Source organism: Hydrogenophaga sp. Root209, from assembly GCF_001428625.1.
In the GTDB taxonomy this organism is placed as follows: Bacteria; Pseudomonadota; Gammaproteobacteria; order Burkholderiales; family Burkholderiaceae_C; genus Hydrogenophaga.
The window spans coordinates 196,100-221,365 of sequence record NZ_LMIE01000030.1; the positions used below are offsets into that span (position 1 = coordinate 196,100).

At 65.1% G+C, this 25,266-nt stretch carries 25 protein-coding genes; 14 read left to right on the top strand and 11 right to left on the bottom strand.

Annotated elements, in window-relative coordinates:
• The first annotated feature begins 65 nt into the window (after window positions 1-65).
• Both ASE11_RS17735 and ASE11_RS17740 read left to right on the top strand, forming a co-directional pair.
• On the top strand, window positions 66-329 hold the full coding sequence (locus tag ASE11_RS17735; protein ID WP_056274744.1) for a type B 50S ribosomal protein L31: 264 nt from the start codon (window positions 66-68) through the stop codon (window positions 327-329).
• A gap of 129 nt (window positions 330-458) precedes the next feature.
• Window positions 459-2,189 (top strand): hypothetical protein, encoded by a 1,731-nt coding sequence (locus ASE11_RS17740; RefSeq protein ID WP_056274747.1) that lies wholly within the window; start codon window positions 459-461, stop codon window positions 2,187-2,189.
• A 7-nt stretch (window positions 2,190-2,196) separates the two neighbouring features.
• On the opposite strand, the gene phoR is transcribed toward ASE11_RS17740, so the two are convergent.
• The 7 genes from phoR to pstS form a co-directional block, all read right to left on the bottom strand.
• Window positions 2,197-3,516 (bottom strand): phosphate regulon sensor histidine kinase PhoR, encoded by a 1,320-nt coding sequence (phoR, locus tag ASE11_RS17745; RefSeq protein ID WP_082585827.1) that lies wholly within the window; start codon window positions 3,514-3,516, stop codon window positions 2,197-2,199.
• Window positions 3,513-4,244, bottom strand: a complete 732-nt coding sequence (phoB, locus tag ASE11_RS17750) for a phosphate regulon transcriptional regulator PhoB (RefSeq protein ID WP_056274749.1) — start codon at window positions 4,242-4,244, stop codon at window positions 3,513-3,515. Before phoB ends, phoR begins: the two co-directional genes overlap by 4 nt.
• Window positions 4,241-4,942, bottom strand: coding sequence for a phosphate signaling complex protein PhoU (gene phoU / locus ASE11_RS17755; RefSeq protein ID WP_056274751.1), 702 nt, complete (start codon window positions 4,940-4,942; stop codon window positions 4,241-4,243). Before phoU ends, phoB begins: the two co-directional genes overlap by 4 nt.
• Before the next feature lie 52 nt (window positions 4,943-4,994).
• Window positions 4,995-5,801 carry a phosphate ABC transporter ATP-binding protein PstB gene (pstB, locus tag ASE11_RS17760; RefSeq protein WP_414842467.1) on the bottom strand — a complete coding sequence of 269 codons (807 nt, stop codon included), beginning with the start codon at window positions 5,799-5,801 and terminating at the stop codon, window positions 4,995-4,997.
• Window positions 5,802-5,836: 35 nt separating this feature from the next.
• On the bottom strand, window positions 5,837-6,691 hold the full coding sequence (gene pstA, locus ASE11_RS17765; RefSeq protein WP_056274754.1) for a phosphate ABC transporter permease PstA: 855 nt from the start codon (window positions 6,689-6,691) through the stop codon (window positions 5,837-5,839).
• A gap of 1 nt (window position 6,692) precedes the next feature.
• Window positions 6,693-7,691 (bottom strand): phosphate ABC transporter permease subunit PstC, encoded by a 999-nt coding sequence (gene pstC, locus ASE11_RS17770; protein WP_056274756.1) that lies wholly within the window; start codon window positions 7,689-7,691, stop codon window positions 6,693-6,695.
• Between the two features lie 94 nt (window positions 7,692-7,785).
• Window positions 7,786-8,817 (bottom strand): phosphate ABC transporter substrate-binding protein PstS, encoded by a 1,032-nt coding sequence (gene pstS, locus ASE11_RS17775; RefSeq protein ID WP_056274758.1) that lies wholly within the window; start codon window positions 8,815-8,817, stop codon window positions 7,786-7,788.
• A 209-nt stretch (window positions 8,818-9,026) separates the two neighbouring features.
• Between pstS and ppx the strand changes: the two genes are divergently transcribed.
• A complete protein-coding gene (gene ppx / locus ASE11_RS17780) occupies window positions 9,027-10,511 on the top strand; it encodes an exopolyphosphatase (RefSeq protein WP_056274760.1) in 1,485 nt (494 codons plus the stop codon).
• A 198-nt stretch (window positions 10,512-10,709) separates the two neighbouring features.
• On the top strand, window positions 10,710-11,156 hold the full coding sequence (locus ASE11_RS26305) for a hypothetical protein (protein ID WP_056274762.1): 447 nt from the start codon (window positions 10,710-10,712) through the stop codon (window positions 11,154-11,156).
• Between the two features lie 34 nt (window positions 11,157-11,190).
• Here ASE11_RS26305 and ASE11_RS17790 read toward each other — a convergent pair whose 3' ends face one another.
• The 4 genes from ASE11_RS17790 to ASE11_RS17805 all read right to left on the bottom strand — a co-directional run bounded on the left by ASE11_RS17790 (window position 11,191) and on the right by ASE11_RS17805 (window position 15,809).
• Window positions 11,191-11,673 carry a SixA phosphatase family protein gene (locus ASE11_RS17790; RefSeq protein ID WP_056275056.1) on the bottom strand — a complete coding sequence of 161 codons (483 nt, stop codon included), beginning with the start codon at window positions 11,671-11,673 and terminating at the stop codon, window positions 11,191-11,193.
• A 26-nt stretch (window positions 11,674-11,699) separates the two neighbouring features.
• Complete coding sequence (gene ppk1, locus ASE11_RS17795; protein WP_056274764.1) at window positions 11,700-13,778, bottom strand: polyphosphate kinase 1; 2,079 nt, start codon at window positions 13,776-13,778, stop codon at window positions 11,700-11,702.
• Between the two features lie 98 nt (window positions 13,779-13,876).
• Window positions 13,877-14,989 (bottom strand): glycosyltransferase family 4 protein, encoded by a 1,113-nt coding sequence (locus ASE11_RS17800; RefSeq protein WP_056274767.1) that lies wholly within the window; start codon window positions 14,987-14,989, stop codon window positions 13,877-13,879.
• Window positions 14,990-14,996: 7 nt separating this feature from the next.
• Entirely contained in the window at window positions 14,997-15,809 is an 813-nt protein-coding gene (locus tag ASE11_RS17805; RefSeq protein ID WP_235501347.1) for a GNAT family N-acetyltransferase, read from the bottom strand.
• 130 nt (window positions 15,810-15,939) lie between these two features.
• Here ASE11_RS17805 and ASE11_RS17810 point away from each other — a divergent pair, with 130 nt between their 5' ends.
• From ASE11_RS17810 to ASE11_RS17855, 10 genes are all read left to right on the top strand, one after another.
• Entirely contained in the window at window positions 15,940-17,271 is a 1,332-nt protein-coding gene (locus tag ASE11_RS17810) for a hypothetical protein (RefSeq protein ID WP_056274772.1), read from the top strand.
• 43 nt (window positions 17,272-17,314) lie between these two features.
• The gene (locus ASE11_RS17815) at window positions 17,315-18,358 is read left to right on the top strand and encodes an ArsJ-associated glyceraldehyde-3-phosphate dehydrogenase (protein ID WP_056274774.1); all 1,044 of its coding nucleotides are present in this window, start codon (window positions 17,315-17,317) and stop codon (window positions 18,356-18,358) included.
• A gap of 62 nt (window positions 18,359-18,420) precedes the next feature.
• On the top strand, window positions 18,421-19,659 hold the full coding sequence (arsJ, locus tag ASE11_RS17820) for an organoarsenical effux MFS transporter ArsJ (RefSeq protein WP_056274776.1): 1,239 nt from the start codon (window positions 18,421-18,423) through the stop codon (window positions 19,657-19,659).
• Between the two features lie 10 nt (window positions 19,660-19,669).
• Window positions 19,670-19,999, top strand: coding sequence for an ArsR/SmtB family transcription factor (locus ASE11_RS17825; protein WP_056274779.1), 330 nt, complete (start codon window positions 19,670-19,672; stop codon window positions 19,997-19,999).
• Between the two features lie 10 nt (window positions 20,000-20,009).
• On the top strand, window positions 20,010-20,510 hold the full coding sequence (locus ASE11_RS17830) for an arsenate reductase ArsC (protein ID WP_056274782.1): 501 nt from the start codon (window positions 20,010-20,012) through the stop codon (window positions 20,508-20,510).
• Window positions 20,510-21,535 carry an ACR3 family arsenite efflux transporter gene (gene arsB / locus ASE11_RS17835; protein WP_056274784.1) on the top strand — a complete coding sequence of 342 codons (1,026 nt, stop codon included), beginning with the start codon at window positions 20,510-20,512 and terminating at the stop codon, window positions 21,533-21,535. The genes ASE11_RS17830 and arsB overlap by 1 nt, the downstream gene beginning before the upstream one ends.
• 126 nt (window positions 21,536-21,661) lie before the next feature.
• On the top strand, window positions 21,662-23,107 hold the full coding sequence (locus ASE11_RS17840; RefSeq protein ID WP_056274786.1) for a permease: 1,446 nt from the start codon (window positions 21,662-21,664) through the stop codon (window positions 23,105-23,107).
• A 29-nt stretch (window positions 23,108-23,136) separates the two neighbouring features.
• Window positions 23,137-23,385, top strand: a complete 249-nt coding sequence (locus tag ASE11_RS17845) for a thioredoxin family protein (RefSeq protein WP_056274788.1) — start codon at window positions 23,137-23,139, stop codon at window positions 23,383-23,385.
• Between the two features lie 38 nt (window positions 23,386-23,423).
• Complete coding sequence (locus ASE11_RS17850) at window positions 23,424-23,990, top strand: DOMON-like domain-containing protein (protein WP_056274790.1); 567 nt, start codon at window positions 23,424-23,426, stop codon at window positions 23,988-23,990.
• Between the two features lie 5 nt (window positions 23,991-23,995).
• Window positions 23,996-25,198: an exo-beta-N-acetylmuramidase NamZ domain-containing protein gene (locus ASE11_RS17855; RefSeq protein ID WP_056274792.1), complete on the top strand. Its 1,203-nt coding sequence runs from the start codon at window positions 23,996-23,998 to the stop codon at window positions 25,196-25,198.
• The last annotated feature ends 68 nt before the right edge of the window (window positions 25,199-25,266 follow it).

The window sequence follows — 25,266 nt, forward strand, 5'->3', positions numbered from 1 at the left end:
AATTGCGACAAGTACAGGGAAATGGTTTTCCTGCGGCTGCCGCACCTGAACCTCAAGGACACGTCATGAAAGACGGCATTCACCCCAACTACCGCGAAGTCTGCTTCCAGGACCTCTCCAATGGCTTCAAATTCGTGACCCGCTCCTGCGCGAACACGAAAGAGATGATCAAGATGGAAGACGGCCGCGAGCTGCCGCTGTACAAGCTGGACACCTCCAGCGAATCGCACCCCTTCTACACCGGCACGCAGAAGAGCGTGGACAACATGGGTGGTCGTGTGGAGCGTTTCCGCAACCGCTACGGCAAGGCAACGCCTGCCGCCAAGTAAGCGACTGGCTGGTCAGCGTCCCGCGGGGCGCTGGGTCCTGCACAAGAATGGCAGCTGGTTTCCCGGCTGCTTTTTTTTCGTCTTCAGCTTCCCCACCGTCGGCCACGGGCCCCTTGTATATTCCCCGCAGTGAACCAGCCCACCCCCGCCATCGTCACCCAGTCAGCCGTGCGCCGGTTCCCCCGGATCGCCCTGTTCCTGTTTTGCGCGGCCTACGTGCTGCCGGGATTCCTGGGGCGGGAACCCTGGAAGAACGCCGATGTGTCCGCCTTCGGCGTGATGCTGGAGATGGCCGCTGGCCACAGCGGGTGGTGGAACCCGCAGGTGCTGGGTGTGGCGGTGGAAGAAACCGGGCCCCTGCCCTACTGGCTCGGCGCGATCTTCATCAAGCTGCTTCCTTTCTTCTCCCCCGAGTTCGCGGTGCGCGTGCCCTTCGCGCTGCTGCTGGCCATCGCCCTGACCTGCACCTGGTACACGGTTTACCACCTGGCTCGTCAGCCCGCCGCGCAGCCGGTGCAGTTTGCCTTCGGGGGTGAGGCGCAGCCAACCGACTACGCGCGCGCGCTCGCCGATGCCGGCTTGCTGGCGCTAATGGCCTGTCTGGGTCTGGCCCAGCTGTCTCACGAGACCACTCCCGATCTGGCGCGGCTCGCATTGGTGTCGCTGATGCTCCTGATGGCCTCACGCATGGCGCACACGGGTTACCGGCAGCCTTGGCGAAGCGTGGCCATCTGGGGCGTGGCCGTCGTGTCTCTGGTGTTCAGCGGGGCGCCGTGGATCGCTGTCACGCTCGGTGGTGGCCTGCTGCTGATTCTGTGGCTCTCACGCCGCAGCCAGGACGAGCCCGACACCTCGTGGCTGACCAGCGAAGCGCCGTCACAACGCGATCCCGTGATCTGGTCGGCGGCGTTGCTGGGGCTGGCCGTGGCCGCCTCAGCCCTCAGCGGACAAGTCCCTGTCCCCGGCCTGCAAACCGCGCTGAATCAAGTGGAATGGCAGAGCTGGGGCAAGCTGCTGGTGTGGTTCACCTGGCCCGCTTGGCCACTGGTGTTGTGGACGCTCTGGCGCTGGCGCCACCAGTTGTTGCGCCCCCATGTCGCCTTGCCCCTGTGGGCGGCGCTGGTGAGCGTGGTGGACAGCGCACTCTCACCCGAACGCGACCGGGCCCTGCTGCTGGCCTTGCCCGCGCTTGCCGCGCTGGCGGCCTTTGCCTTGCCCACACTGCGTCGCAGCGTCTCGGCCCTGGTCGACTGGTTCACGCTGATCTTCTTCTCGGGTTGCGCCCTGGTCATCTGGGTCATCTGGTTCGCCATGCAGACCGGCATACCCGCCAAGCCGGCGGCCAACGTGGCCAAACTGGCTCCCGGATTCGTGTCCGAGTTTTCCTGGATGCTGTTTCTGGCGGGGGCTGTGGCCACCGGCGCATGGCTTTGGCTGGTGTCCTGGCGCGTCGGAAAACACCGGCAGGCGCTGTGGAAAAGCCTCGTGTTGCCTGCGGCGGGCAGCACCTTGTGCTGGTTGTTGCTCATGACGCTCTGGCTGCCTTTGCTGGACTTCGGCCGCAGCTATGGCCCGATTTCACGGCGCATTGCGACCTTGGTCCCAACCGAGGGCTGCGTGCTGGCCGACGGGCTGACTCAGGCCCAGATTGCTGCCCTGCAGTACCACGGATCGCTGAAGCTGGTGCGCACCTCGCACCGTGGCGCTGGAGCCGATTGCCAGAGCCTGGTTGTGGCTCCGGCGAGCCAGGCCACGCTGCACCAACGCGTCGAACTCACCCATTGGGCATTCAAGTCCACCGTGAGACGGCTCACCGATACCAAAGAGAGCTTGCTGATCTACCAGCGCGTGGGCAACTGAGAACGGCTCACCCGGTAACGCGCTCTCGCACCCTATTGGGCGGCAAGGCAATCGCAAACCGGGAGCCTTCTCCGACCACGCTTTCGGCATCGATATGACCACCGTGGCGCTGCGCCACGTGCTTCACGATCGCCAGACCCAGACCGGTGCCGCCGGTTTCCCGCGAGCGGCTGCGGTCCACCCGGTAGAAGCGCTCGGTCAGGCGCGGCAGGTGCTCGGCCGCGATGCCCGGCCCGGTGTCCTTCACGAAGAACTCGCCCCAGCCGTCGGATCGCAAGCGCCAGCCCGTCTGGATGAGGCCTCCACCCGGTGTGTAGCGCACGGCGTTGCTGAGCAGGTTGGACATGGCGCTGAGCAGCTCGGTCTTCGCGCCTGACACCCACATGGATGGCCCTGCCAGGGGATCGATCTGGTGCGGTGTGGCGGAAATTGCCTGCGTCAGGCCTCGGGCCTCCTGCACAACGTGCGTGAGCAGTTCTTCGCTGTCGATCCACTCACCCGGTCCGGGTGCGGGGCTGCCTTCAAGACGCGATAGCGTGAGAAGGTCGCTCACCAGCGTCTGCATGCGGTGGGCCTGCTGGCTCATGAGCCCCAAGTAACGTGTGCGGTCGGCCTCTTCCAGCGGGATGCTCTGCATGGTTTCGACAAAGCCGCTGAGCACTGTCAGGGGCGTTCGGATCTCGTGCGACACGTTGGCCACAAAATCGCGCCGCATGGTCTCGGCCAGCTGCACAGCGGTGACGTCGCGGGTGAGCATGAGCTTGCGCTTCTTGCCGTAGGGGTGGATCTGCAGCGATATCTTGGAAGGCTGGGAGGGGCGTGGCCCGATCCCGTCGATCTGGATCTCCTGGTTGAACTCTCCACCCGCCAGATAAGCGGTGAACGCCGGATTGCGCACCATGTTGCGCACGTACTGGCCCAGGTCGCGCTGCGGATCGAAGCCCAGGTGGTTGGCTGCAGTGAGGTTGGACCATTCGATCCGGCCAGCGGAGTCCAGCAGCACCACGCCATTGGGCGAGGCCTGGATGGCGGCGAGAAAGTCTTCCAGGCGGGCATCGCTGCTTTGCGCCTTCTTCTCCAGCTTCTTGACCAGTTTGCGTGCCCGGTCCACCATCTCGCCCCAGGTGCCCGAGAGGCGGGGCTGGCGGGTCACGTCGGCCTTGTTGAGCCAATGCAGAAAGCTGCGGGCGCGCAGTCCGTCAATGACCGACCAGAACAGCGCACCGACCAATGCGCCAGCAAATGTCCAGCCGGGAGAATCCTGCGTCCAGCCCAGCACAGCCCCAAATGCGACCAGGAGCAGGAGCTCTATCGCGCGCCGGGTCATGCCGCGGAAATGGGGGTGCCTTGCGCCGGTCGCCCGGTGTTGTTCATCGAGGTGAGCCGGTAGCCGGCGCCACGGACCGTTTCGATCATGCCGGAGGCTTCACCCAGTGATTCCCTCAATCGTTTGACATGCACGTCCACGGTTCGCTCCTCGATGAAAACATGGTCTCCCCAGACCTTGTCGAGCAGCGTACCACGGGTATGTACCCTCTCTGCGTGCTTCATGAGGTAGTGCAGCAGCTTGAACTCGGTGGGCCCGACCTTGAGCTCGGCACCGCGGAAAGTGATGCGGTAGGTGGCCGCATCCAGCGCCAGTTCGCCCACCTGCACCGAGTCGTTGACGATCTCGGGCGCACGCCGACGCAGGACCGCGCGGATGCGTGCGAGCAGTTCCTGGGTCGAGAACGGTTTGGTGATGTAGTCGTCGGCACCGGCGTCCAGGCCCTGCACCTTGTCGCTCTCGTCGCTGCGCGCGGTGAGCATGAGGATGGGCACGGTCTTCGTGCGTTCGTTCTTGCGCCATGCTCGAGCCAGCGAAGCGCCGCTTTCGCCGGGCAGCATCCAGTCGAGCAGGATCACATCGGGCAGCACTGCGTCCACTTCGCGCTGCGCGGCAACGCCGTCAAACACCACCGTGGGCGCAAATCCGTTGTGGCGCAGGTTGACCGCGATCAGCTCGGCAATGGAGGGTTCGTCCTCGACCACGAGGACTCTTGGAAGCTTCCTCATCCGACCACCGACTCTACCTGAGACATGGGGGTGTGGCGAACGTCCTCACCCTTCACGATGAAGATGATCTGCTCGGCAATGTTCTTGGCGTGGTCGCCCACGCGCTCGATCGACTTGGCCAGGAACAGCAGGTCCAGGCTGGGCGAGATGGTGCGTGGGTCTTCCATCATGTAGGTGATGAGTTTGCGCAGGAAGCCGTTGTATTCGTTGTCGATGGCGTTGTCGCCCTTGATGATGGCCACGGCCATGGTGGTGTCCAGGCGCGCGAACGAGTCGAGTGTCTTGCGCAGCAAGGCAGAAGCCAGGTCGGCGGCCATGCGCAGCTCGGAACTGGGCAGGTTGCGCGGTGAGCCATTTTCAATGATGGACTTGACCATGCGGGCAATGCGGGCGACCTCGTCGCCGGCGCGCTCCAGGTTTTGCGTGGTGCGCGAGATGGCCATCAGGAAGCGCAGGTCGCGCGCGGTGGGCTGACGCCGGCCGATGGTGGAGATGATCTCGTGATCGATCTGCATCTCCATCTGGTTGATGCGGTTCTCGTTCTCGATCACCTGATCGGCCGACTCCATGCTCATGTGCACCAGCGCGTACACCGCCTGGTGCAGCTGGGACTCGACCAGGCCACCCATTTCAAGGACCTGGGACGAGATGGAGTTCAACTCGGCGTCGAACTGGCTGGATATGTGTTTGTCACTCATGAAATATCTCCCGTGATGGCTTGGAACTGGTCGATTTTCAACCCGCGGCGAATCAGCCGAAACGCCCGGTGATGTAGTCCTCGGTCTCGGTCTTGGCTGGCTTGAAGAAGATCTGCTCGGTGGAGCCGAACTCCACCAGTTCGCCCAGGTACATGTAGGCGGTGTAGTCGCTGCAGCGCGCTGCCTGCTGCATGTTGTGGGTGACGATGGCGATGGTGTAGTCCTGCTTGAGCTCGTGCACCAGTTCTTCCACCTTGCCGGTGGAGATCGGGTCCAACGCCGAGGTGGGCTCATCGAGCAGCAACACCGAGGGCTTGACCGCCACGCTGCGCGCGATGCACAGGCGCTGCTGCTGACCACCCGAGAGCGACAGGCCGCTCTGGTTGAGCTTGTCCTTCACTTCGTTCCACAGCGCGGCCTTGGACAGCGCCCATTCCACACGGTCATCCATCTCGCTGCGGCCCAGGTTCTCGTACAGCTTCACGCCGAAGGCGATGTTGTCGTAGATGGACATGGGAAACGGCGTGGGCTTCTGAAACACCATGCCGATGCGCGCGCGCAGCAGGTTGATGTCTTGCTTGTCGTCCAGGATGTTCTGACCGTAGAAGTTGATCTGCCCTTCGGCGCGCTGGCCCGGGTACAGGCTGTACATGCGGTTGAGCGTGCGCAGCAGGGTCGACTTGCCGCAGCCCGAGGGACCGATGAACGCGGTGACCTTGCGCTCCTCGATGTTCATGTTGACGTTCTTCAGGCCCTGGAACTTGCCATAGAAGAAGTTGAGGTTGCGCAATTCCAGCGCGTTCTTCGCGGCGACTGCGGGTTGGGCTGCGAGGGCGGCATTCGGCATGGTCATGTCCATATCTTTGAAAACTGGGAGGATGGGGAGCGCCGGGATCAACCCAGCTTCTTCTCGCGCAGGAACACGCGGGCCACGATGTTGAGTACCAGCACCGACAGGGTGATGAGCAGCGCACCACCCCAGGCCAGGCGGATCCAGTTGTCATACGGGCTGAGCGCAAACTGGAAGATCACCACCGGCAGGTTGGCCATGGGGGCGCCCATATCGGTGCTGAAGAACTGGTTGTTGAGCGCCGTGAACAGCAGCGGCGCCGTTTCACCGCTGATGCGGGCCACGGCGAGCAGCAGGCCGGTCATGACACCGCTCTTGGCCGCGCGCAGCGTGACCAGCGTGGCCACCTTCCAGCGCGGCGCACCCAGGGCGAATGCCGCTTCGCGCAGGCTGCCCGGCACCAGACGCAGCATGTTCTCGGTGGTGCGCACGACCACCGGCACGGCGATCAGCGACAGGGCCAGACTGCCGGCCCAGCCAGAGAAGTTGCCCACCGTGGCCACGGCAATGGCGTAGACGAACAGGCCCAGCACGATGGAGGGAGCCGACAGCATGATGTCGGTCACGAAACGGGTGAGTTCGGCGGTCTTGCTCTCGTCGCCGTACTCGGCCAGGTACACCCCGGCAAAGACGCCAATGGGGGTGGACACCAGCACCGAGAAGCCGACCATCATCAGGCTGCCGACGATGGCGTTGGCCAGGCCACCGCCTTCGCTGCCCGGGGCTGGCGTGGACTGGGTGAACATGTTCCAGTCGAGCGCAGCCAGGCCATTGGTCAACAGCACGCTCAGGATCCAGAGCAACACCACCAGGCCAAGAACCATGGCACCCATGGACAGCGTGAGCCCAATGGCGTTGGCGCGCTGGCGGGCTTTATAGATTGGGTTGTTGAATTCCATGTCAGAACCCCTTGGCCTTCTCGGCGCGCATCATCATGATCTTGGCCGCCGAGAGCACCAGGAAGGTGATCACGAACAGCAGGAAGCCCAGCGCGAACAGCGTGGAGAGGTGGAAGTCCGCGGCTTCACCGAACTCGTTGGCCAGCGTGGAGGCGATTGAAGTACCCGGTGAAAACAGCGAGGTCGGCATGCGGTTGGCGTTGCCGATGACGAAGGTGACCGCCATGGTCTCGCCCAGGGCCCGGCCCAGGCCGAGCATGATGCCGCCGATGACACCCTTTTGCGTGTAGGGCAGCACCACGCGACGCACCACCTCCCAGGTCGTGCAGCCCAGACCGTAGGCCGATTCACGCAGGATGGGTGGCACGATCTCGAACACGTCGCGCATCACCGCGGCCACGAAGGGCAGCACCATGAAGGCCAGCACGATGCCGGCGGCCAGGATGCCGAAACCGTTGGTGCTGCCTCCAAACAGAAAGCCCACCAGCGGCATGCCGCCAAGCACGTTCTGCACCGGCACCTGGAAATGGTCGGCAAACAACGGGGCAAACACGAACAGGCCGAACATGCCGTAAATGATGGACGGCACGGCCGCCAGCAACTCGACCGCAGTGCCCAGCGGGCGGCGCAGCCACACGGGGCATGTTTCGGTGAGGAAGAGCGCGATGCCGAAGGCCAGCGGCACGGCAATCAGCATGGCGATGGTGGCGCTGGCGATGGTGCCCACAATGGCAATGGCGGCGCCGAATTCTTCGTTGATGATGTCCCACTCGACCCGCCAGATGAAGTTGAAACCGAACTTCTGGAAGGTGGGCCAGGCGTTGATGAACAGCGAGACGATGATGCCCAGCAGGGCGATCAGCACCAACAGCGAAAAACTCTGGGTAATGCGGTGAAACAGGACGTCCTGGAAGCGTTGCCGCTTGGCAATCGACGCCATGTTGGGGTTGTCCAGATGCACGGACACAGGTTGCGAACTCATGGTGGTTCCCAGGCTCATGGTGACTCCGATCCGGTTGAAACCGGCCCCACAAATCAACATCCGCCGGCCCGACTGAACCGACCGGCGGATGCGACTTGCAAAGCAGCCTAACTTACTTGGCGATCTGCGTCCAAACCTTGGTGCGGATCTGAGCGGTCAGCGCGTCGGGCAGTGGCACGTAGTCCAGCTCGGAAGCCAGGCCTTTGCCGTTCTTGAAGGCCCAGTCGAAGAACTTCAGCACTTCGGCGGACTGCGCCTTGTCGGCCGGGTCCTTGTACATGAGGATGAAGGACGCCGTGCTCACGGGCCAGCTGGCAGCGCCCTTGGCGTTGACCATGGAGATACCCATGCCTGGCATGCTGAACCAGTCGGCGCTGGCGGCTGCAGCTGCAAAGGCCGAGTCATCAGGGCTGACGTACTTGCCTTCTGCGTTCTGCAGTTGCAGGAAGTTCATCTTGTTCTTCTTGACGTAGGCGTACTCGACGTAGCCCAGCGCGCCCTTGACGCGGTTCACGTTGGCTGCAACACCTTCGTTGCCCTTGCCACCGACGGAGGACGGTGCAGGCCATTTGACGGCAGCGCCCTTGCCCACGGTGTCGGCCCAGTCTTTGCTGACCACGGTCAGGTAGTCCGTCCAGTTGTAGGTCGTGCCCGAACCGTCAGCGCGGTGCACCACGGTGATGTTGGCGTCAGGCAATGCCTTGCCAGGGTTCAGGGCGGTCAGCTTGGGGTCGTTCCACTTCGCAATCTTGCCCAGGAACATTTCGGCCAGCACGGGGCCCGTCACGCGCAGCTCGCCAGGAGCGAAGCCTTCCAGGTTGATCACCGGGACCGTGCCGCCGATGATGGCGGGGAACTGGACCATGCCGTCCTTGTCGAGGTCGGCGCCGGGCACGGGCGCGTCGGAAGCACCGAATGCCACGGTCTTGGCGCGAATCTGGCGAATGCCGCCAGACGAACCGATCGACTGGTAGTTCAAACCGGTGCCGGTTTCCTTCTTGTAAGCCTCGGCCCACTTGGCGTAGATCGGGAAGGGGAAGGTGGCGCCGGCGCCGGTGATGTCGGCGGCGATGGCGGAGCCCATGCCGGCGGTTGCCATGGCGGCAGCGGCCACGGCCTGAAGGAAGATGCGTTTGTTGATCATGTCGAGACTCCTTGCGGTTGGTAAGAGGAACAAGAGCGACTCTAGGTAGCCAATGTGACAACCCCGTGACAACTCGCAAATGTCACAGAGCCTGCGGTGCAGGGGCGCCCTCCGATTCGGGGTACTGGCCCGGGCATGCGTCACAATCCGGGCTCGCCCCGCCGTCCTCGTTTCCCCTGAGCCGTCCAGGCTCACCGCTCCCCCTTCGCATGCAAAACGGAACCCTCCTCGCCGCCATCGACCTCGGCTCCAACAGTTTCCGGCTGGAAATCGGTCGGTACCACTCGGGCCACATCGAGCGCATCGAATACCTCAAAGAGACCGTGCGCCAGGGCAACGGGCTGGACGAAGAAAAAAACCTCAGTCAGGCGGCGATGGAACGCGGCTGGGAGTGTCTGGCCCGCTTTGCCGAGCGGCTGCACGGCTTCAAGCGCCAGCAGGTGCGCGCCGTGGCCACGCAAACCCTGCGCGAGGCCAAAAACCGCGACGAATTTGTGCGCCAGGCCCAGGCGATCCTGGGATTCCCGATTGACGTGGTGTCCGGCTACGAAGAAGCGCGCCTGATCTACCAGGGCGTCTCGCGCCTGCTGCCACACTCCGACGAAAAGCGCCTCGTGGTCGACATTGGTGGGCGCTCCACCGAGATGATCCTGGGCCAGGGCTACTCGGCCCGCACCATGGAGTCGTACCGCCTGGGCAGCGTGGCCTGGTCCACGCGCTATTTCTCACGTGGCCAGCTCACCGCCGCCGCCTTCAAGACGGCCGAAGTGGCGGCCAAGGCCGTGATCGACGAAGCGCTGGACAGATTTCCCCCGGCCGACTGGACCGTGGCCTACGGCTCTTCCGGCACGGTGGGCGCCGTGGCCGACATGCTGGCCGCCAACGGCTGGGCCTCCGGCGTGGTGACCCGCTCAGGACTGGACTGGCTCACCGATCGCATGATCAAGGCCGGCAACGTTGACCAGTTGCGCATCGAAGGCCTGAAGGACGACCGCCGCCCCGTGGTGGGCGGAGGCGTGAGCGTTTTGCGCGCGATCTTCGACCTGTTCGGCATCGAGCAGATGTTGCCCGCCCAGGGCGCGTTGCGCCACGGCGCGCTGTACGACCTGATCGACCGCGACACCGACGGCGGCGACGTGCGCGAACGCACCGTGAACTGGCTGACCCACCGCTTCTCGGCAGATGAAGCCCAGGGCAAACGCGTCAGTGCGGTGAGCACCGCCCTCTTCTCGCAGATTGCCGCGCTGGATGCACAGAACGAGCGCTACTCGCAGAAGCTGGCCTGGGCCGCGCGGCTGCACGAGATCGGCACCCACATCTCGCACGAACGCTCGCACCACCACGGCGCTTACATCCTGGACAACGTTGACGCACGCGGTTTTTCGCTGCCCGAACTGCACCGCATGAGCCAGCTGGTGCTCGGCCAACGCGGCAAGCTGCGCAAGCTCGAAGAAGCGCTGCAGGACGAACTGTTCGCCAAACAGCTCATGGCCCTGCGCCTGGCGGTGCTGCTGTGCCACGCACGGCAGATGCCCGAGCACGAGTCGGTCAAGCTGAGCTACAAGCCGCGTGCTTTCAAGCTGGCCACCAACCCGGGTTGGGCCAAGCGCTACCCGCAGTCGGCCTGGTTGCTGGGCGAAGAGGTGGTGGCCTGGCAGAAATCGTCGTGGAAGTTCACTGCTGATATCAGATAGGGAACACCCCCGTCGCTTGCTCACTGCGTGTAGCCGCATCCCCCCTCAAGGGGGCAATGCCTGTGCCCCGGCAAAGCCGGTTGCACGGCATTTCTGGCTTGCGTTACGTCACGCGCCTGTCATCATACTGTCATAACCGTATAAACGATTTATACGGTTTATACTGCCCTTCCTTTTTTCCACCAACGGAGTGCATTCATGGCCAGTCAGAGCAGCAAGATCAGCAGCAAGAAACCCAAGCTCGTGCGCGACAGCTTCACCATCCCAAAGACGGAGTTTGCCGCCATTGAAACGCTGAAGACGCGCGCCATCGCGCTGGGCACCAGTGTGAAGAAGAGCGAGCTGCTGCGCGCTGGCCTCATGGCCTTGCAAGGTCTGAACGACGCGGCCTACAAAGCTGCGCTGTCCGCCGTGCCCACGCTCAAGACCGGCCGTCCCACCGGCACCGACAAGAAGCCCGAAGCACCAAAAAAGCCCGTGAGCAAGCCAGTGGTCAAGGTTGCGGCCAAGGCTCCTGTGAAGGCTCCAGTGAAGGTTGCCGTGAAGACAACCGCCAAGCCAGTGGCCAAACCAGCCGCCAAGAAGCTTGCTGCCAAGCCAGCAGCCAAAAAGGCCGCTCCAGCCAAGAAGGCAGCGGCAGCCTGAAGCCCACGCGCAGCGCCGTGTGCGGCGGCTCCGTTCAGATCAATTCCGGTGTCTGAACGGTCACCACGACGGTCTGGCTGCCACTGGCGCGCTCGCGGTGGCGCAGCCACCACAGCGCTCCCTTCTTCACCGAGCAGTCGTCTTCGGCCAGATTGAGCAGGCGCGCGATCACCCGGCCCAGCGTGGGCTGGTGGCCAACCACCACCACCGGTGACTTGCCATGCGGCCACTGCACCAGCTCCAGCAGGGCCAGCGGATCGCCCTCGGGCAACAGATCTTCGCGCATCTTGAACTTGCGACCCAGGGCCAGCGCGGTCTGCTCGCACCGCAAGGCGGGGCTGCACCAGATGCGAGCTCCCTCGGGCAATTGCCGGTCCAGCCAGGCGGCCATGCGCGCGGCCTGCTTCTCGCCGCGTGGGGTGAGGCGTCGCGCCAGGTCTTTGGCGTCGCCCGGCACACCGGTCAGGAGATCGGGATGCTCATGCGCCTCGGCATGTCGCCAGAGAATCAGGTCCATGCTGCGGCTTTCCATTGCGCCCCTTCCTATCCCTTGCTGCCGTAGCGAGCCATCAAGCTGGCTTGCGCCGAATGCATCACCGCGCGGGTGCGACCACTGCCGGTGATGCTGGCCCGCACATAGCGGCCATCGGGCTGCAACAGCCAGGCGTCCTTGGTGTCGTACAGGTAGGCCGACAGGCACTCGTCCATGATGCGGTGGCGCAGCACGTTGTCGGTCACGGGCCAGGCCAGTTCGATGCGGCGCAGCATGTTGCGGTTCATCCAGTCGGCACTTGAGAGCCACAGCTCCTCAGCCTCTCCCATGCGGAAATAAAACACCCTGGAGTGCTCCAGCAGGCGTCCGATCACCGAGCGCACGCGCACGTTGTCGGTGAAGCCCGGCACCTGCGCGGGCAGGATGCAGGCCCCGCGCACGATCAGATCGATCTTCACGCCCTGCTGCGATGCCGTGGCCAGCGCACGCGCCAGTTGCTCGTCGGTGAGGGCGTTCATCTTCACGATCACGCGCGCGTCTTGCCCCGCCTTGGCCGCAGCGCCTGCGGCTTCGAGCTTGTCGAGCATGGCCTTGTGCAAGTGGAACGGTGCGATCAGCGCCTTGTTGAGTTTGGGCAGCCGGTTCTGGCTGGCCAGGTGCAGGAATATCTGCTCCAGGTCGCCGGTGAGCGCGTCGTCGGCGGTGAGGTAGCTCAGGTCGGTGTAGAGCCGGGCCGTGCCCGGGTTGTAGTTGCCGGTGGACAAGTGCGCATAGCGCTTGAGCCCACTCTCCTCGCGGCGGGTGACGAGCAACATCTTGGCGTGGGTCTTGAGGCCCACCACACCGTAGACCACCTGGGCACCCACCGATTCCAGCCGCTCGGCGTAATTGATGTTGGCCTCTTCGTCGAAGCGCGCCTTGAGCTCCACCACGGCGGTCACTTCCTTGCCGCGTCGCACCGCCTCACGCAGCAGGTTCATCAGTTCCGACTTGGCACCGGTGCGGTAGATGGTCTGCTTGATGGCCAGCACGTCGGGGTCTTCCACCGCCTCGCGCAGAAAGGCCAGCACGGCATCGAAGCTTTCGTATGGCTGGTGGATCAGGACATCACCCTGCTGCAAGCGCTCGAAGTACGACTGCCCGGGTGTCAGCTGCGCCGGCCAGCCAGCGTTGTAGGCTTCGAAGCGCAGCGCGGGCGCGTCCACCTTGTCGATCAGCTGGTTCAGGCGCACCAGGTTCACCGGCCCGGGCACGCGGTACAGCGCCTTGTAGGGCAAGGCAAACTGCTCGAGCAAGAAGTTGGACAGGAACTCCGAGCAACCCGCCGACACCTCCAGGCGCAGGGCCTGGCCGTAGTGGCGCTGCTGCAGGCCCTTGCGCAGCGCGGTGCGCAGGTTCTTCACCTCCTCCTCGTCCACCGCCAGATCGGAATGCCGCGTGATGCGGAACTGTGAAAACTCGGTGACCTGGCGGCCCGGGAACAGATCACCCAGGTGGGAGCGGATCAGGCTGGAGATGGAAACGAAATGCGTCTGCCTGGAACCCTTGATGGGGGGCATGCGGAAAAACCGCGGCAGGATGCGCGGGATCTTCACGATGGCGATCTCGTTCTCGCGCCCGAAGGCGTCCTTGCCCGCCAGGCGCACGATGAAGTTGAGCGATTTGTTCGCCACCTGCGGGAACGGGTGCGCCGGGTCCAGCCCCACCGGCATCAGCAGGGGCTGCACTTCGTTGACGAAAAACTCCTTGACCCACCGGCGCTGGCGCGGATTGCGCTCGCCGTGCGAGATGAGCTTGATGCCCTTTTTCTCCAGCAGCGGCAGCAACTCGTTGTTGTAGATGGCGTACTGCTGCGCAACGAGTTCGTGGACCTTTTCGGACAACCTCTCGAAGGTCTGCGCGGTGTATTGGCCCCGCTGCTCGTTGGCCTGCGCAGCCGTCAGGTGGGGGGCGACGCGGACCTCGAAGAATTCGTCGAGGTTGCTGGAGACGATGCTGAGATAGCGCAGGCGCTCCAGCAGCGGAACGTCGGGGCGACGCGCCCAGTCCATGACGCGTTCATTGAAAGCCAGGATGCTGTGATCGCGATCCAGGAAAGGAAACTTGCTGTTGGAGTTGTTGCCGCTCATGTCTGTTGTCGTTGTTGTCGCCGGGTGCGTCTGCCCAGTGGCGCAGGACGCCGTGCCTTGCCCAGTGTGCCCGGCCGTCACCCCCTGCCTTGTGACGATTATTCAACGACAGGATGACGTTTGTGTGACAGTTTCGTGATGCCCCCGAGTTCGTGACTCTGCATGCCAAAGCCCGATCGCAGTCGCTGCCGCCGGTGCCTCGGCAAGACCACCAGATGCGACAGAAACGACGCACTCGAGCGACCCCAGCCGAACAGCAACGCGCGGTCGCGCGCCTGGTGTCGTTGCACCTTGAGCGCTTCGAACCAGGCCTCACGCAAATCGCCGTGCAGCGCGCCTGCGCGGCTCTGCCCCACCAATTGCAGCGGCCCGTCCACCGGGTAGGCCGCCACCGGTACGCCGCAGGCCATGGCCTCCAGCATGGCCTGGCCCTGGGTTTCTCCGCGACAAGGAAACACAAACACGTCGGCCGATGCGTACACCTGCGCGAGTTCGTGCCTCGGCAGCTCGCCGAGCCAGTGCACGTTGGGGTAGCGTGCGCGCAGGCTCGATGCCATGGGGCCTGCGCCACACACCACCTTGCTGCCGGGCACATCGAGCGACAGAAAGGCTTCGACGTTCTTCTCGGCCGAGAGCCTTCCGACATACAGGCTGACCGGGTGGGCCAGCGGGCCGAGCGAGGCGAACGACCGGGTGCTATCGCTCAGCGCAAACAGGTGCGTGTCCACGCCCGGCGTCCACAGACGCAGGTGCGGAAAGCCGCGCGCTTGCAACCGGTCGAGCAAACCCTGGTTGGGCACCATCACGCCGCTGGCCGGTCGGTGAAACCAGCGCAGCAAGGCATAACCCCAGGACAGCGGCAGCTTGAACGAGGTTTGCAGCGTCTCGGGAAGCCGGCTGTGAAACGCGGTGGTGAATGGCAGACCGCGTTTCAAGCAGTGCCGCCGAGCCGCCCACCCCAGCGGGCCCTCGGTGGCAATGTGGATCGCATCGGGATCGGCCGCATCCATCAGCGAGCGCAGCCGCGCACCGGGAAACAAGGCGACCTCCAGGCCAGGATGGCCCGGACAAGGCCGTGTGCGGAACTGCCCGGGCTGGATCACCACCACCTCGTGGCCACTCACCTGCAACTGGCGCACCAGCGCCACCAGGGTGGAGACCAACCCATGAACCTGCGGCTGCCAGGCGTCGGTGACGATGAGGATCTTCATGCGCGCATCAGGCCCTCAGGAAGTGCTTGCGGTAGCGCGCGGGCAGGTCGGAGATGCGCATGAGCATGGGCAGGTCGGCGGCGTTGAAATCCGGATCCCAGGCCGGCGGGCCCAGCACCTTGGCGCCCAGTCGCAAATAGCCTTTGATCAGCGCGGGTGGCTCCACGTCGAGCGTGTCGTCCAGCCGCTCCACCGGCAGTGGCAGGCGCGGGCGCACGTGGAAGTCGATCGGCGCGAGGTGCGTCTGCCGCACCTGGCGCCAGATGCTCGCCGCGGCGTGGCCGCCGCCCACCACACCGTGCGGGCCTTCGTGCTGCATCGGAATGCTGGCGCAGCCGATCATGGTGTCGAGCTGATTGCGCTCCATGAACTCGGCCAGCGCGCCCCACAGCGCCATGATCACGCCACCATGACGGTGGTCGCGATGCACGCAGCTGCGGCCCAGCTCCACCATGCGTTCGCGCACGCCGCGCAGGCGGGTGAGGTCGAATTCGGTGTCGCTGTAGGTGCTGCCCACACGCAGGGCCTGGGCGGGGGTGAGCACGCGGTAGGTACCGATCACCTGGCGGCTCGCGCTGTCGCGCACCAGCAAGTGCTCGCAGAAGTCGTCGAACAGGTCCACGTCGTAGCCCGGCACCGTGTTGGGCAGGCGGGCACCCATCTCGGTGGCAAACACGCTGTAACGCAGCTTCTGTGCCTCGCGCACTTCGCTCTGGTGCCGGGCCCAGGAAACCTCGATGCCGTGCGCGATCGGTTGCGCTGGCACAGGGACGAACGCCGTCGCTGACGGAATGGCGTGAGAGATGAAGGCTGTGGTCATGACCATGCAGTGTGAAAACCGGTCATGACCCATTCAAGGCAGTCGCATGAAGTTTTGGTGACACGCCTTGGCCGCCCATTATTTCTATATTTCAACTATCATTGAACTATATGAAGGGCATTTGAAAGACATGAACCTCGCCGACACCCTCAACCTGGGCTGCGCCTGCCAGACGCTGTCCCTGCCCCGCTTGCGCGAACAGCTCGAAACCGGTCCGGCGCTCGACGGCCTCGCCGCGCGGCTGAGCGTCAGCCACCCGCACCTGTTCTCGGCCAGCGCCGTGTTCCTGGACAGCGGCGTGGCGCAGCAGATCCGCGAAGCGGTGGCGGCGATCGAACGCGTGATCGCCCTGCCCGCCTGGCGCGATCAGGCGCTGGCGAGGGCGCCAAGCATCGCCGCACGGGACCACGGCCCGGTGGGCGCGTTCATGGGCTACGACTTCCACCTCAGCGACGCGGGACCGCGGCTGATCGAGATCAACAGCAACGCCGGCGGTGCGGTGCTCAACGCCGCGCTGGCCCGCGCGCACAGCGCCTGTTGCAACGCTTTCGGCCAGGTGCTGGACCCGCACGATGCGCTTCGGTCGCTCGACACGGTCTTCGTCGACATGTTCCGATCCGAGTGGGCATTGCAGCGTGGCGATGCACCGCTGCGCACCGTGCTCATCGTGGACGACGCGCCCAGGCAGCAGTACCTCGCGCCCGAGTTCGACATGGTTCGGGAACTGTTCGCTGCGCACGGCCTGACCGCCCTGGTGGCCGACGCGGCCGAGCTGCAGTGGCGAGACGGCCAGTTGCACCACCCGGCCCTGCCTGTGGGCACGGCGGTGGATCTGGTCTACAACCGGCTGACCGACTTCTACCTGCAGGACGACACCCACCAGGCATTGCGACTGGCTCACGAAGCCGGTGCGGTCGTGTTGACACCGCACCCGCGCACCCATGCCCTGTACGCCGACAAACGCAACCTCATTGCGCTCTCCGACACCGATCTGCTGGCCCGTTGGGGCGTGAGCGAGTCAGACCGCGCGCTGTTGCGGGCAGTGGTGCCCACCACGCAACGCGTGGGCATCGACAACGCGGACGCACTCTGGGCGGGACGCCGGGGCCTGTTCTTCAAGCCGGCCGCTGGCTTCGGCGCACGCGCGGCCTACCGCGGCGACAAGCTCACGCGCCGCGTGTGGGGCGAGATCATGGCCGGTGACTACGTGGCGCAAGCCCTGGTGCCACCGAGCGAACGGCTGGTGCGGGTGCAAGACGACACGCACCTCCTCAAGCTGGACCTGCGCGCCTACACCTACCGCGGTGAGGTGCAATTGATGGCCGCGCGCACCTGGACCGGCCAGACCACCAACTTTCGCACCGAAGGCGGCGGCTTCTCGCCGGTGGTGGTGTTGCCCACCGTGCCCGCGCCACTGTCACAGGTCGGTCACGAAGCTGCGCAACAATTCAACACACATTGAATTATTGGGGCGTGCCGCGCCCCCACCCCACAGGACGACCCACATGAAAGTTGGCATCAACGGCATGGGCCGCATCGGCCGCCTGGCCCTGCGCGCCGCCCTCGGCGCAGCCGAACGAGAAACCACCGACCCGCGATCCGGCAACCGGCTGCAGGTGGTGCACCTCAACGAACTCAAGGGCGGCGCTGCGGCCACGGCCCATCTGCTGGCCTTTGACAGCGTGCAAGGCAAGTGGCGGGCCGACATCGCCGCCGAGGGCGAAGACGCCATCCGCATCGACCAGCAGCGTTTGTCGTTCAGCTCGCACGCCACCGCTGGCGATATCCCATGGGGCGACCTGGGCGTGGACCTGGTGCTGGAATGCACCGGCAGGTTCCTCACACCCGAAACCCTCCTGGGCCACCTGGACCGTGGCGCGAAACGCGTGATCGTGGCCGCACCGGTGAAGGTGGGCGGTGTGCTCAACATCGTGGTGGGCGTGAACCACACGCTGTACGAGCCGGCGCGCGACCGCATCGTGACCGCCGCCTCGTGCACCACCAATTGCCTGGCGCCGGTGGTGAAGGTGGTGCATGAAGCCATCGGCATCCGCCATGGCCAGATCACCACGCTGCACAACCCGACCAACACCAACCTGGTGGTGGACGCGCCGCACAAGGACCTGCGCCGTGCGCGCAGCGCGCTGATGAGCCTGGCGCCCACCACCACCGGCAGCGCTACCGCCATCGCGCTGATCTACCCCGAACTCAAGGGAAAGCTCAACGGCCACGCGGTGCGCGTGCCGGCGCTCAATGCTTCACTCACCGACTGCGTGTTCGAGCTGCAGCGTGAAACCACGGTCGATGAAGTCAACGCCTTGTTTGCCACTGCGGCACAGGGCCCGCTGGCCGGCATTCTGGGCTACGAGACACGCCCCTTGGTCAGCGCGGACTACGCGCGCGACACGCGGTCGAGCATCGTGGACGCGCCCTCGACCATGGTGACCGACGGCACGCTGCTCAAGGTCTACGCCTGGTACGACAACGAGATGGGTTACGCCTGCCGCATGGTCGACCTGGCCTGCCACATGCAATCCGTCGGTATCTGACCTCACCGTTCGGGCTGAGCCCCCACCGTTCGGGCTGAGCCTGTCGAAGCCCTCGCACACACATGAACACCGCCGAACGCAACTACGCCATCGTCACCGCCGCCTACTGGGGCTTCACGCTCACCGACGGCGCGCTGCGCATGCTGGTGCTGCTGCACTTCTACCGCTTGGGCTATTCACCGTTCACGCTGGCCTTCCTGTTCCTGCTGTACGAAGCCGCGGGCATCGTGGCCAACTTCGTCGGTGGCTGGCTGGCCACGCGCTACGGCATCACGCGCATGCTCACGGTGGGCCTGGTCACGCAGATCATCGGCTTCACCGTGCTGTCGTTCCTCGACCCGGGCTGGAGCGCGGCGATGTCGGTGGCCTGGGTGGTGCTGGCGCAAGGCATCTGCGGCGTGGCGAAAGACCTCACCAAGACCGCCAGCAAGTCGGCCATCAAGGTCACGGCCGACCAGGCGAAGCACCAGGGCTCGGGCCAGCTCTTCAAGTGGGTGGCCTGGTTCACCGGCAGCAAGAACGCCATGAAGGGCATCGGCTTTTTCCTCGGCGGCCTGCTGCTGCAGACGCTGGGCTTCCAGCACGCGCTGTGGGCCATGGCTGCGCTGCTCGCGCTGGTGCTGTTGGGTGTGGTGAGCGCGCTGCCGCGAATGATGGGCAAGAGCAAGGCGTCGAAGTCGGCGAAGGAACTGTTTGCCAAGAACACAGGCGTGAACGTGCTGGCCGCCGCGCGCGTGGTGCTGTTCGGTGCCCGCGACGTGTGGTTCGTGGTGGGCGTGCCGGTGTACCTGTATTCGCAGGGCTGGACCTTCACCATGGTCGGCACCTTCCTCGCCGTCTGGACCATCGGCTACGGCGCGGTGCAGGCCATGGCGCCGGCCTTTGTGAAACGCAGCACCGACGGCCTGAGCACTGAAGTGCCCGCGGCCCGGCTGTGGTCGGCCTTGCTGGCGCTGGTGCCCATGGCCTTGGCGCTGGCCGTGGCGCTGGACGTGCCGCACCTGCCCTGGGTGGTGGTGGGTGGGTTGGGCGTGTTCGGCTTCGCGTTCGCGGTGAACTCGTCCGTGCACTCCTACCTGGTGCTGGCCTATGCCGGCTCGGAAAAGGCGGCCGAAGACGTGGGCTTCTACTACGCCGCCAACGCGCTGGGCCGCTTCAGCGGCACGCTGCTCTCGGGCCTGCTGTACCAGTGGGGCGGGCTGCTCCATGCGCTGCTGGGCTCCGCGCTCATGTTGGTGGTGTGCTGGTTGGCCACCCTCAGGTTGCCCAGCCAACCGTCCTTGCAACACACACCTGTCTGAAGGAGATCCCATGGATGAAACCCAAGCCGTCAAAGCCCTCGGCGCCCTGGCGCAGGAGACGCGCCTGCGCATCTTCCGCGCGCTGGTGGCACAGGGCCCGCAAGGCCTCAACCCGGGCCACCTCAGCGAAACACTGGGCGTGGCGGGCACGGCGCTGTCCTTCCACCTCAAGGAGCTCAGCCACGCGGGGCTGGTGTCGCAAGAGCGTGATGGCCGCCACCTGATCTACCGCGCGGAGTTCGGCGCCATGAACGACTTGCTGCAATTCCTCACCGCCCACTGTTGTCAGGGTGAGCCCTGCGAAGTGACGGTCCCGGTTTCTGCCTGCACCACCTGCTGAAAGGTCTTCCATGACACCTCACTCATACAACGTCCTGTTCATCTGCACCGGCAATTCGGCGCGCAGCATCATGGCCGAGTCCATCCTCAACCAACAAGGCGCGGGCCGCTTCCGCGCCTGGAGCGCGGGCAGCCACCCTGCCGGTACGGTCAACCCGCACGCCATCGAACTGCTGGAACGCAACCGCTTCAAGACCACCGGCCTGCGCAGCAAGAACTGGGAAGAATTCGCCGCGTCGGATGCGCCGCGCATGGACTTCGTGCTGACCGTGTGCGACAAGGCCGCCGGCGAGGTGTGCCCGGTCTGGCCGGGGCAGCCCATGTCGGCCCACTGGGGCGTTGAAGATCCCGCTGCGATCAAAGGCAGCGAAGAAGTCGTCCAGCGCGCCTTCAACGACTGCTTCATCCTGCTGAACCGGCGCATCGCGCTGCTGACGGTGCTGCCGATTGAAAAGCTCGACAAACTCGCGCTCAAACACGAGCTCGCCGGTATCGGACGGGTCAAAGTCTGATGGGACTCTTTGAACGGTATCTGACGGTGTGGGTGGCGCTGGGCATCGCGGCCGGCGTGGGTCTGGGGCTGGTCGTGCCGTCGGTCTTTCAGGCGGTGGCTGCGATGGAATACGCGCAGGTCAACCTGATCGTGGCCGTCTTCATCTGGGTGATGATTTACCCGATGATGATCCAGATCGACTGGCACGCCGTGCGCGACGTGGGCAAGAAGCCGCAGGGGCTGGTGCTCACGCTGGTGGTCAACTGGCTGATCAAGCCCTTCACCATGGCCGCGCTGGGCGTGCTGTTCTTCCAGCACATCTTTGCGCCCTGGGTCGATCCACAGTCGGCCAGCGAGTACATCGCCGGCATGATCTTGCTGGGTGTAGCGCCGTGCACCGCCATGGTGTTTGTGTGGAGCCAGCTTGTCAACGGCGACGCCAATTACACGCTGGTGCAGGTGTCGATCAACGACCTCATCATGGTGGTGGCCTTCGCCCCCATCGCGGCCTTTCTGCTCGGCGTGACCAACGTGACCGTGCCGTGGGAAACGCTGCTGCTGTCCACGCTGCTGTACGTCGTGCTGCCCCTGGTGGCCGGCATGCTCACGCGCCAGCTACTGCTGCGGCGTGGACCGGCGGCGGTGCCGGCTTTTGTGGCCGCGCTCAAGCCGTGGTCGGTGGTCGGGTTGATCGCCACGGTGGTGCTGCTGTTCGGTTTTCAGGCCGAGACCATCGTGCGCCAGCCGCTGGTGATCCTGTTGATCGCGGTGCCGCTGGTGCTGCAGAGCTACGGCATCTTCTTCATTGCATGGTGGGGCGCACGTTGGCTCAAGCTGCCGCACAACGTGGCCGGCCCGGCCTGTCTGATCGGCACCTCCAACTTCTTCGAGCTGGCGGTGGCCGTGGCCATTTCGCTCTTCGGATTGAATTCCGGCGCCGCACTGGCCACCGTGGTCGGCGTGCTGGTGGAGGTGCCGGTGATGCTGTCGCTGGTGGCCTTGGTCAACGCCTGGCGCCCCGCTGACACGCCCCTTCGAGCGTGACCCTGGACGCGGCAGAGTTTGGGCCGCTCTTGATCCGGCTCAAGAAGAACGCACGTTGCTGTGCCTGACCCCTTCACACCGCCCACTGGTTTTCGATAATGAAACAAGTGAAAGGGCGTGCTTGGTATGGAACTGCTCCTGAAGATGATCCACGGTGGGGCCGGCAGTCTGGCGGCTTACCTGGCGGCGCACGTCCTGTTGTGCCTGCTGCCTGCGTTTTTCATCGCCGGGGCCATGGCCGCCCTGATTCCCAAGGCCAGCATCACGCGGTGGCTGGGGCGCAACGTGCCCGCCTTTGTTTCCTACCCGGCAGCGGCGGCGGCCGGGTCGCTGCTGGCGGTGTGCTCCTGCACCATCGTTCCTTTGTTCGCCGGCATTTACCGCAAGGGTGCCGGCATTGGCCCGGCCATGACCTTCCTGTTCTTCGCGCCGGCGGGAAACATCATGGCGCTGGCCTACACGGGCAGCATCCTCGGGCCGGAGTTCGCGGTGGCCCGCTTGGTGCTGTGCCTCGTGTTCGGCATCGGCATCGGCCTGCTGATGGCGCTGATCTTCTGGCGCGACGACGCAGCCCACGACGCCCAGACCGACCAGCTGTTTGCCGACCGCGCCAGCATCTCACCGGCCGCGCTGGGCGTCCTGGTGTCGCTGGTGGCGCTGCTCATCGCGGGCACATTGAAGCTGTGGCCTCTGACCGCCTCGCTGGGTTCGTTCGTGCTGCCAGGCTCGTGGGCGCAGAGCTGGCAGACCACGTTGTTCGGCTGGGTACCGTTTGACCCAGCCAAAGGCGAAGAAGGCGTGAGCTTGCACGGCTCGCTGCTCATCGTGCTGCTGTTGCTGGTGGCAGCCACCGCGGGCAGGGGCCTGGAGAACATCATCGAGGGGGCCAACCGCTGGACCTGGCTTGTGCTGGGCCTGGCGGCGAGCACGCTGCTGGTGGCTTCGATGAGCTTGACGCCCGGTGCCAACGGGCTGGAGATCGCGATCACCGGCCGCGCTGTCGGCGTGGCGCTGGCCATGGGATCGGTCTGGTACCACGCAAGGCAATTGCCCGCCGACGACTGGCGCTCGTGGCTGTGGGAAACCTGGCGCTTCGTGAAGCAGATCTTTCTCGTGCTGGTGATCGGCGTTTTCATCGTCGGCATGGTGCGCCAGGTGATACGGCCCGAGTGGATCGAATCCCTGGCGGGCAGCAACACGGTGCAGGCCAACGCGGTGGCGGTCGGCTTCGGCGTCTTCATGTACTTCCCGACGCTGGTGGAAGTGCCGGTGGCGCGCATGTTCTTCGACCTGGGCATGCACCCGGGCCCCTTGCTGGCCTATCTCATGGCCGACCCCGAACTCAGCCTGCAGAGCATGTTGATGGTGGCAGCGGTCATCGGCTGGACCAAGACCGCGACCTACGTCGCCTGGGTGGCGGCCTTCAGCGTGTGCGCCGGACTGATCTTCGGCGCCTGGTCCGATGGCGCCGGCCTGCCCTCGCTGGCGGCTGTGATGGCGATCCTGCTGGGCGCACTGTCCCTTGGTGTGGGCAGGCTGAGGCGGCGCCAGCGCGCCATCGTGCCCATTTGAGCCCATGCATTCCCCACAGGAGAAAACCCATGTTGACCGTGAAGATCCTCGGCTCCGGCTGTGCCAACTGCAAGAAGCTCGAGGCGGTGGCACGTGAAGCCGCCAGCGCAGCCCGGGTCGAGGCGGAGTTCGTGAAGGTGACTGACGTGACACAGATCATTGCCTACGACCTGATGTCCACGCCGGGACTCGTCATCAACGAGAAGCTGGTGAGCAGCGGCCGCATTCCGACCGTGGCCGAGGTGCAAGGCTGGCTGGTGTCGACCGCCGTCACCTGAGCCTGAAAGGGCACAGGGGCCTGAGAGAATACGGCCCTGTGAACCTTGACGCGCGCCCCAACCTTCACTCACTGAAATGCCATCCCGCCACACCGGCGGGCTTGCCGCTGGATGTGTCGGTGTCGGTGAGCTTGAACCACGAAGGTTTGCGACTGGTGTACACGGTGAGTGGCGACACTGCCGGGCTGCGCATTCCGCCTGCCACCGAACCAGGCCCGGCCGATGGCCTGTGGCAACACACCTGCCTTGAGGCTTTTGTGGCGGCGCAGGGCGATGTGGCCTACCGCGAATTCAACTTCTCGCCCTCGGGCCAATGGGCGGCCTACCGCTTTGCCGGCGAGCGGCAACGGGACACCGCCAACGAAGGCCCGTCTGTCCCGCCTGCGATGCAATCGATCGTCACGCCGACCCGACTGACGCTGGACGTCCACCTGCCCACAGTGGCCCTGCCCTCGCCCGCCGAACTGTTTCACTTCGCGCTGAGCGCCGTCATCGAAGAACACGACGGGCGCCTGAGCTACTGGGCACTGCAGCATCCACAAGAACGCCCCGATTTCCACCACCCCGCCGGGCGCACACTGCGTCTGGCCCTGCCCCAGAACTGAATCTCATGCAATTCGGCCTCGATCGCTTCCTGCAAGATCCCGCCCTGCGCGCGCCGCTCAAGGGCCGCCGCGTGGCCCTGCTGGCCCACCCAGCCTCGGTCACGCGCGACCTCACCCACGCGCTCGATGCGCTGGCCGCTCGGCCCGATGTGACGCTGTCGGCAGCCTTTGGCCCGCAACACGGCCTGCGCGGTGACAAGCAGGACAACATGGTCGAGTCGCCCGACTACCTCGATCCCCGCCTGGGCATCCCGGTGTTCAGCCTCTACGGCGAGGTGCGCCGCCCAACCGACGCCATGATGGCCAGCTTCGACGTGTTACTGGTCGATCTGCAAGATCTCGGCTGCCGCATCTACACCTTCATCACCACGCTGCGCTATGTGCTGGAGGCGGCCGCACAGCACGGCAAGGCGGTGTGGGTGCTGGACCGGCCCAACCCGGCCGGCCGACCCATTGAAGGCCTCACGCTGCGCGAGGGCTGGGAGAGTTTTGTGGGCGCGGGCCCCATGCCCATGCGACACGGCATGACCATGGGTGAACTTGGCCACTGGTTCATCGCCACGCTGGGCCTGAGCGTGGACTACCGCGTGATCACCATGGCGGGCTGGCAGCCCGACTCGGCCCCCGGCTTTGGCTGGCCGACCGAGCGCAGCTGGGTCAACCCCAGCCCCAACGCCGCCAACCTGAGCATGGCGCGCGCCTATGCCGGCACGGTGATGCTGGAGGGAACGACCTTGTCGGAAGGGCGCGGCACCACACGTGCGCTGGAGTTGTTCGGCGCGCCCGACATCGACGTGCCCCGCCTGCTGGCAGACATGCGCCGCATCGCACCGCAATGGCTGCTGGGCTGCGTGCTGCGCCCGTGTTTCTTCGAGCCCACTTTCCACAAGCACCAGGGGCAGTTGTGCGCTGGCGTTCAGATTCATGTGGAAGACCCGACCCACTACGACCACGCCGCCTTCAAACCCTGGCGGCTGCAGGCCCTGGCGTTTCGCGCGCTGCGTCTGCAGGCACCCGACTACCCGCTGTGGCGCGATTTCGCTTACGAGTACGAACACGAGCGGTTGGCCATCGACCTCATCAACGGTGGGCCACTGCTGCGGGAGTGGGTGGACGATGTGTCGGCAGACCCCGACGTGCTGGAAGCGGCGGCTGCCGCCGACGAAGCGGCCTGGGCAGAGGCGCGCAAACCCTATCTGTTGTATTGAGGGGGAGTCGTCTCATCGAGGGCCACCGCGGAACCGGCTTTGCCGGGCCCATGGTGGCGCCTCCTTGA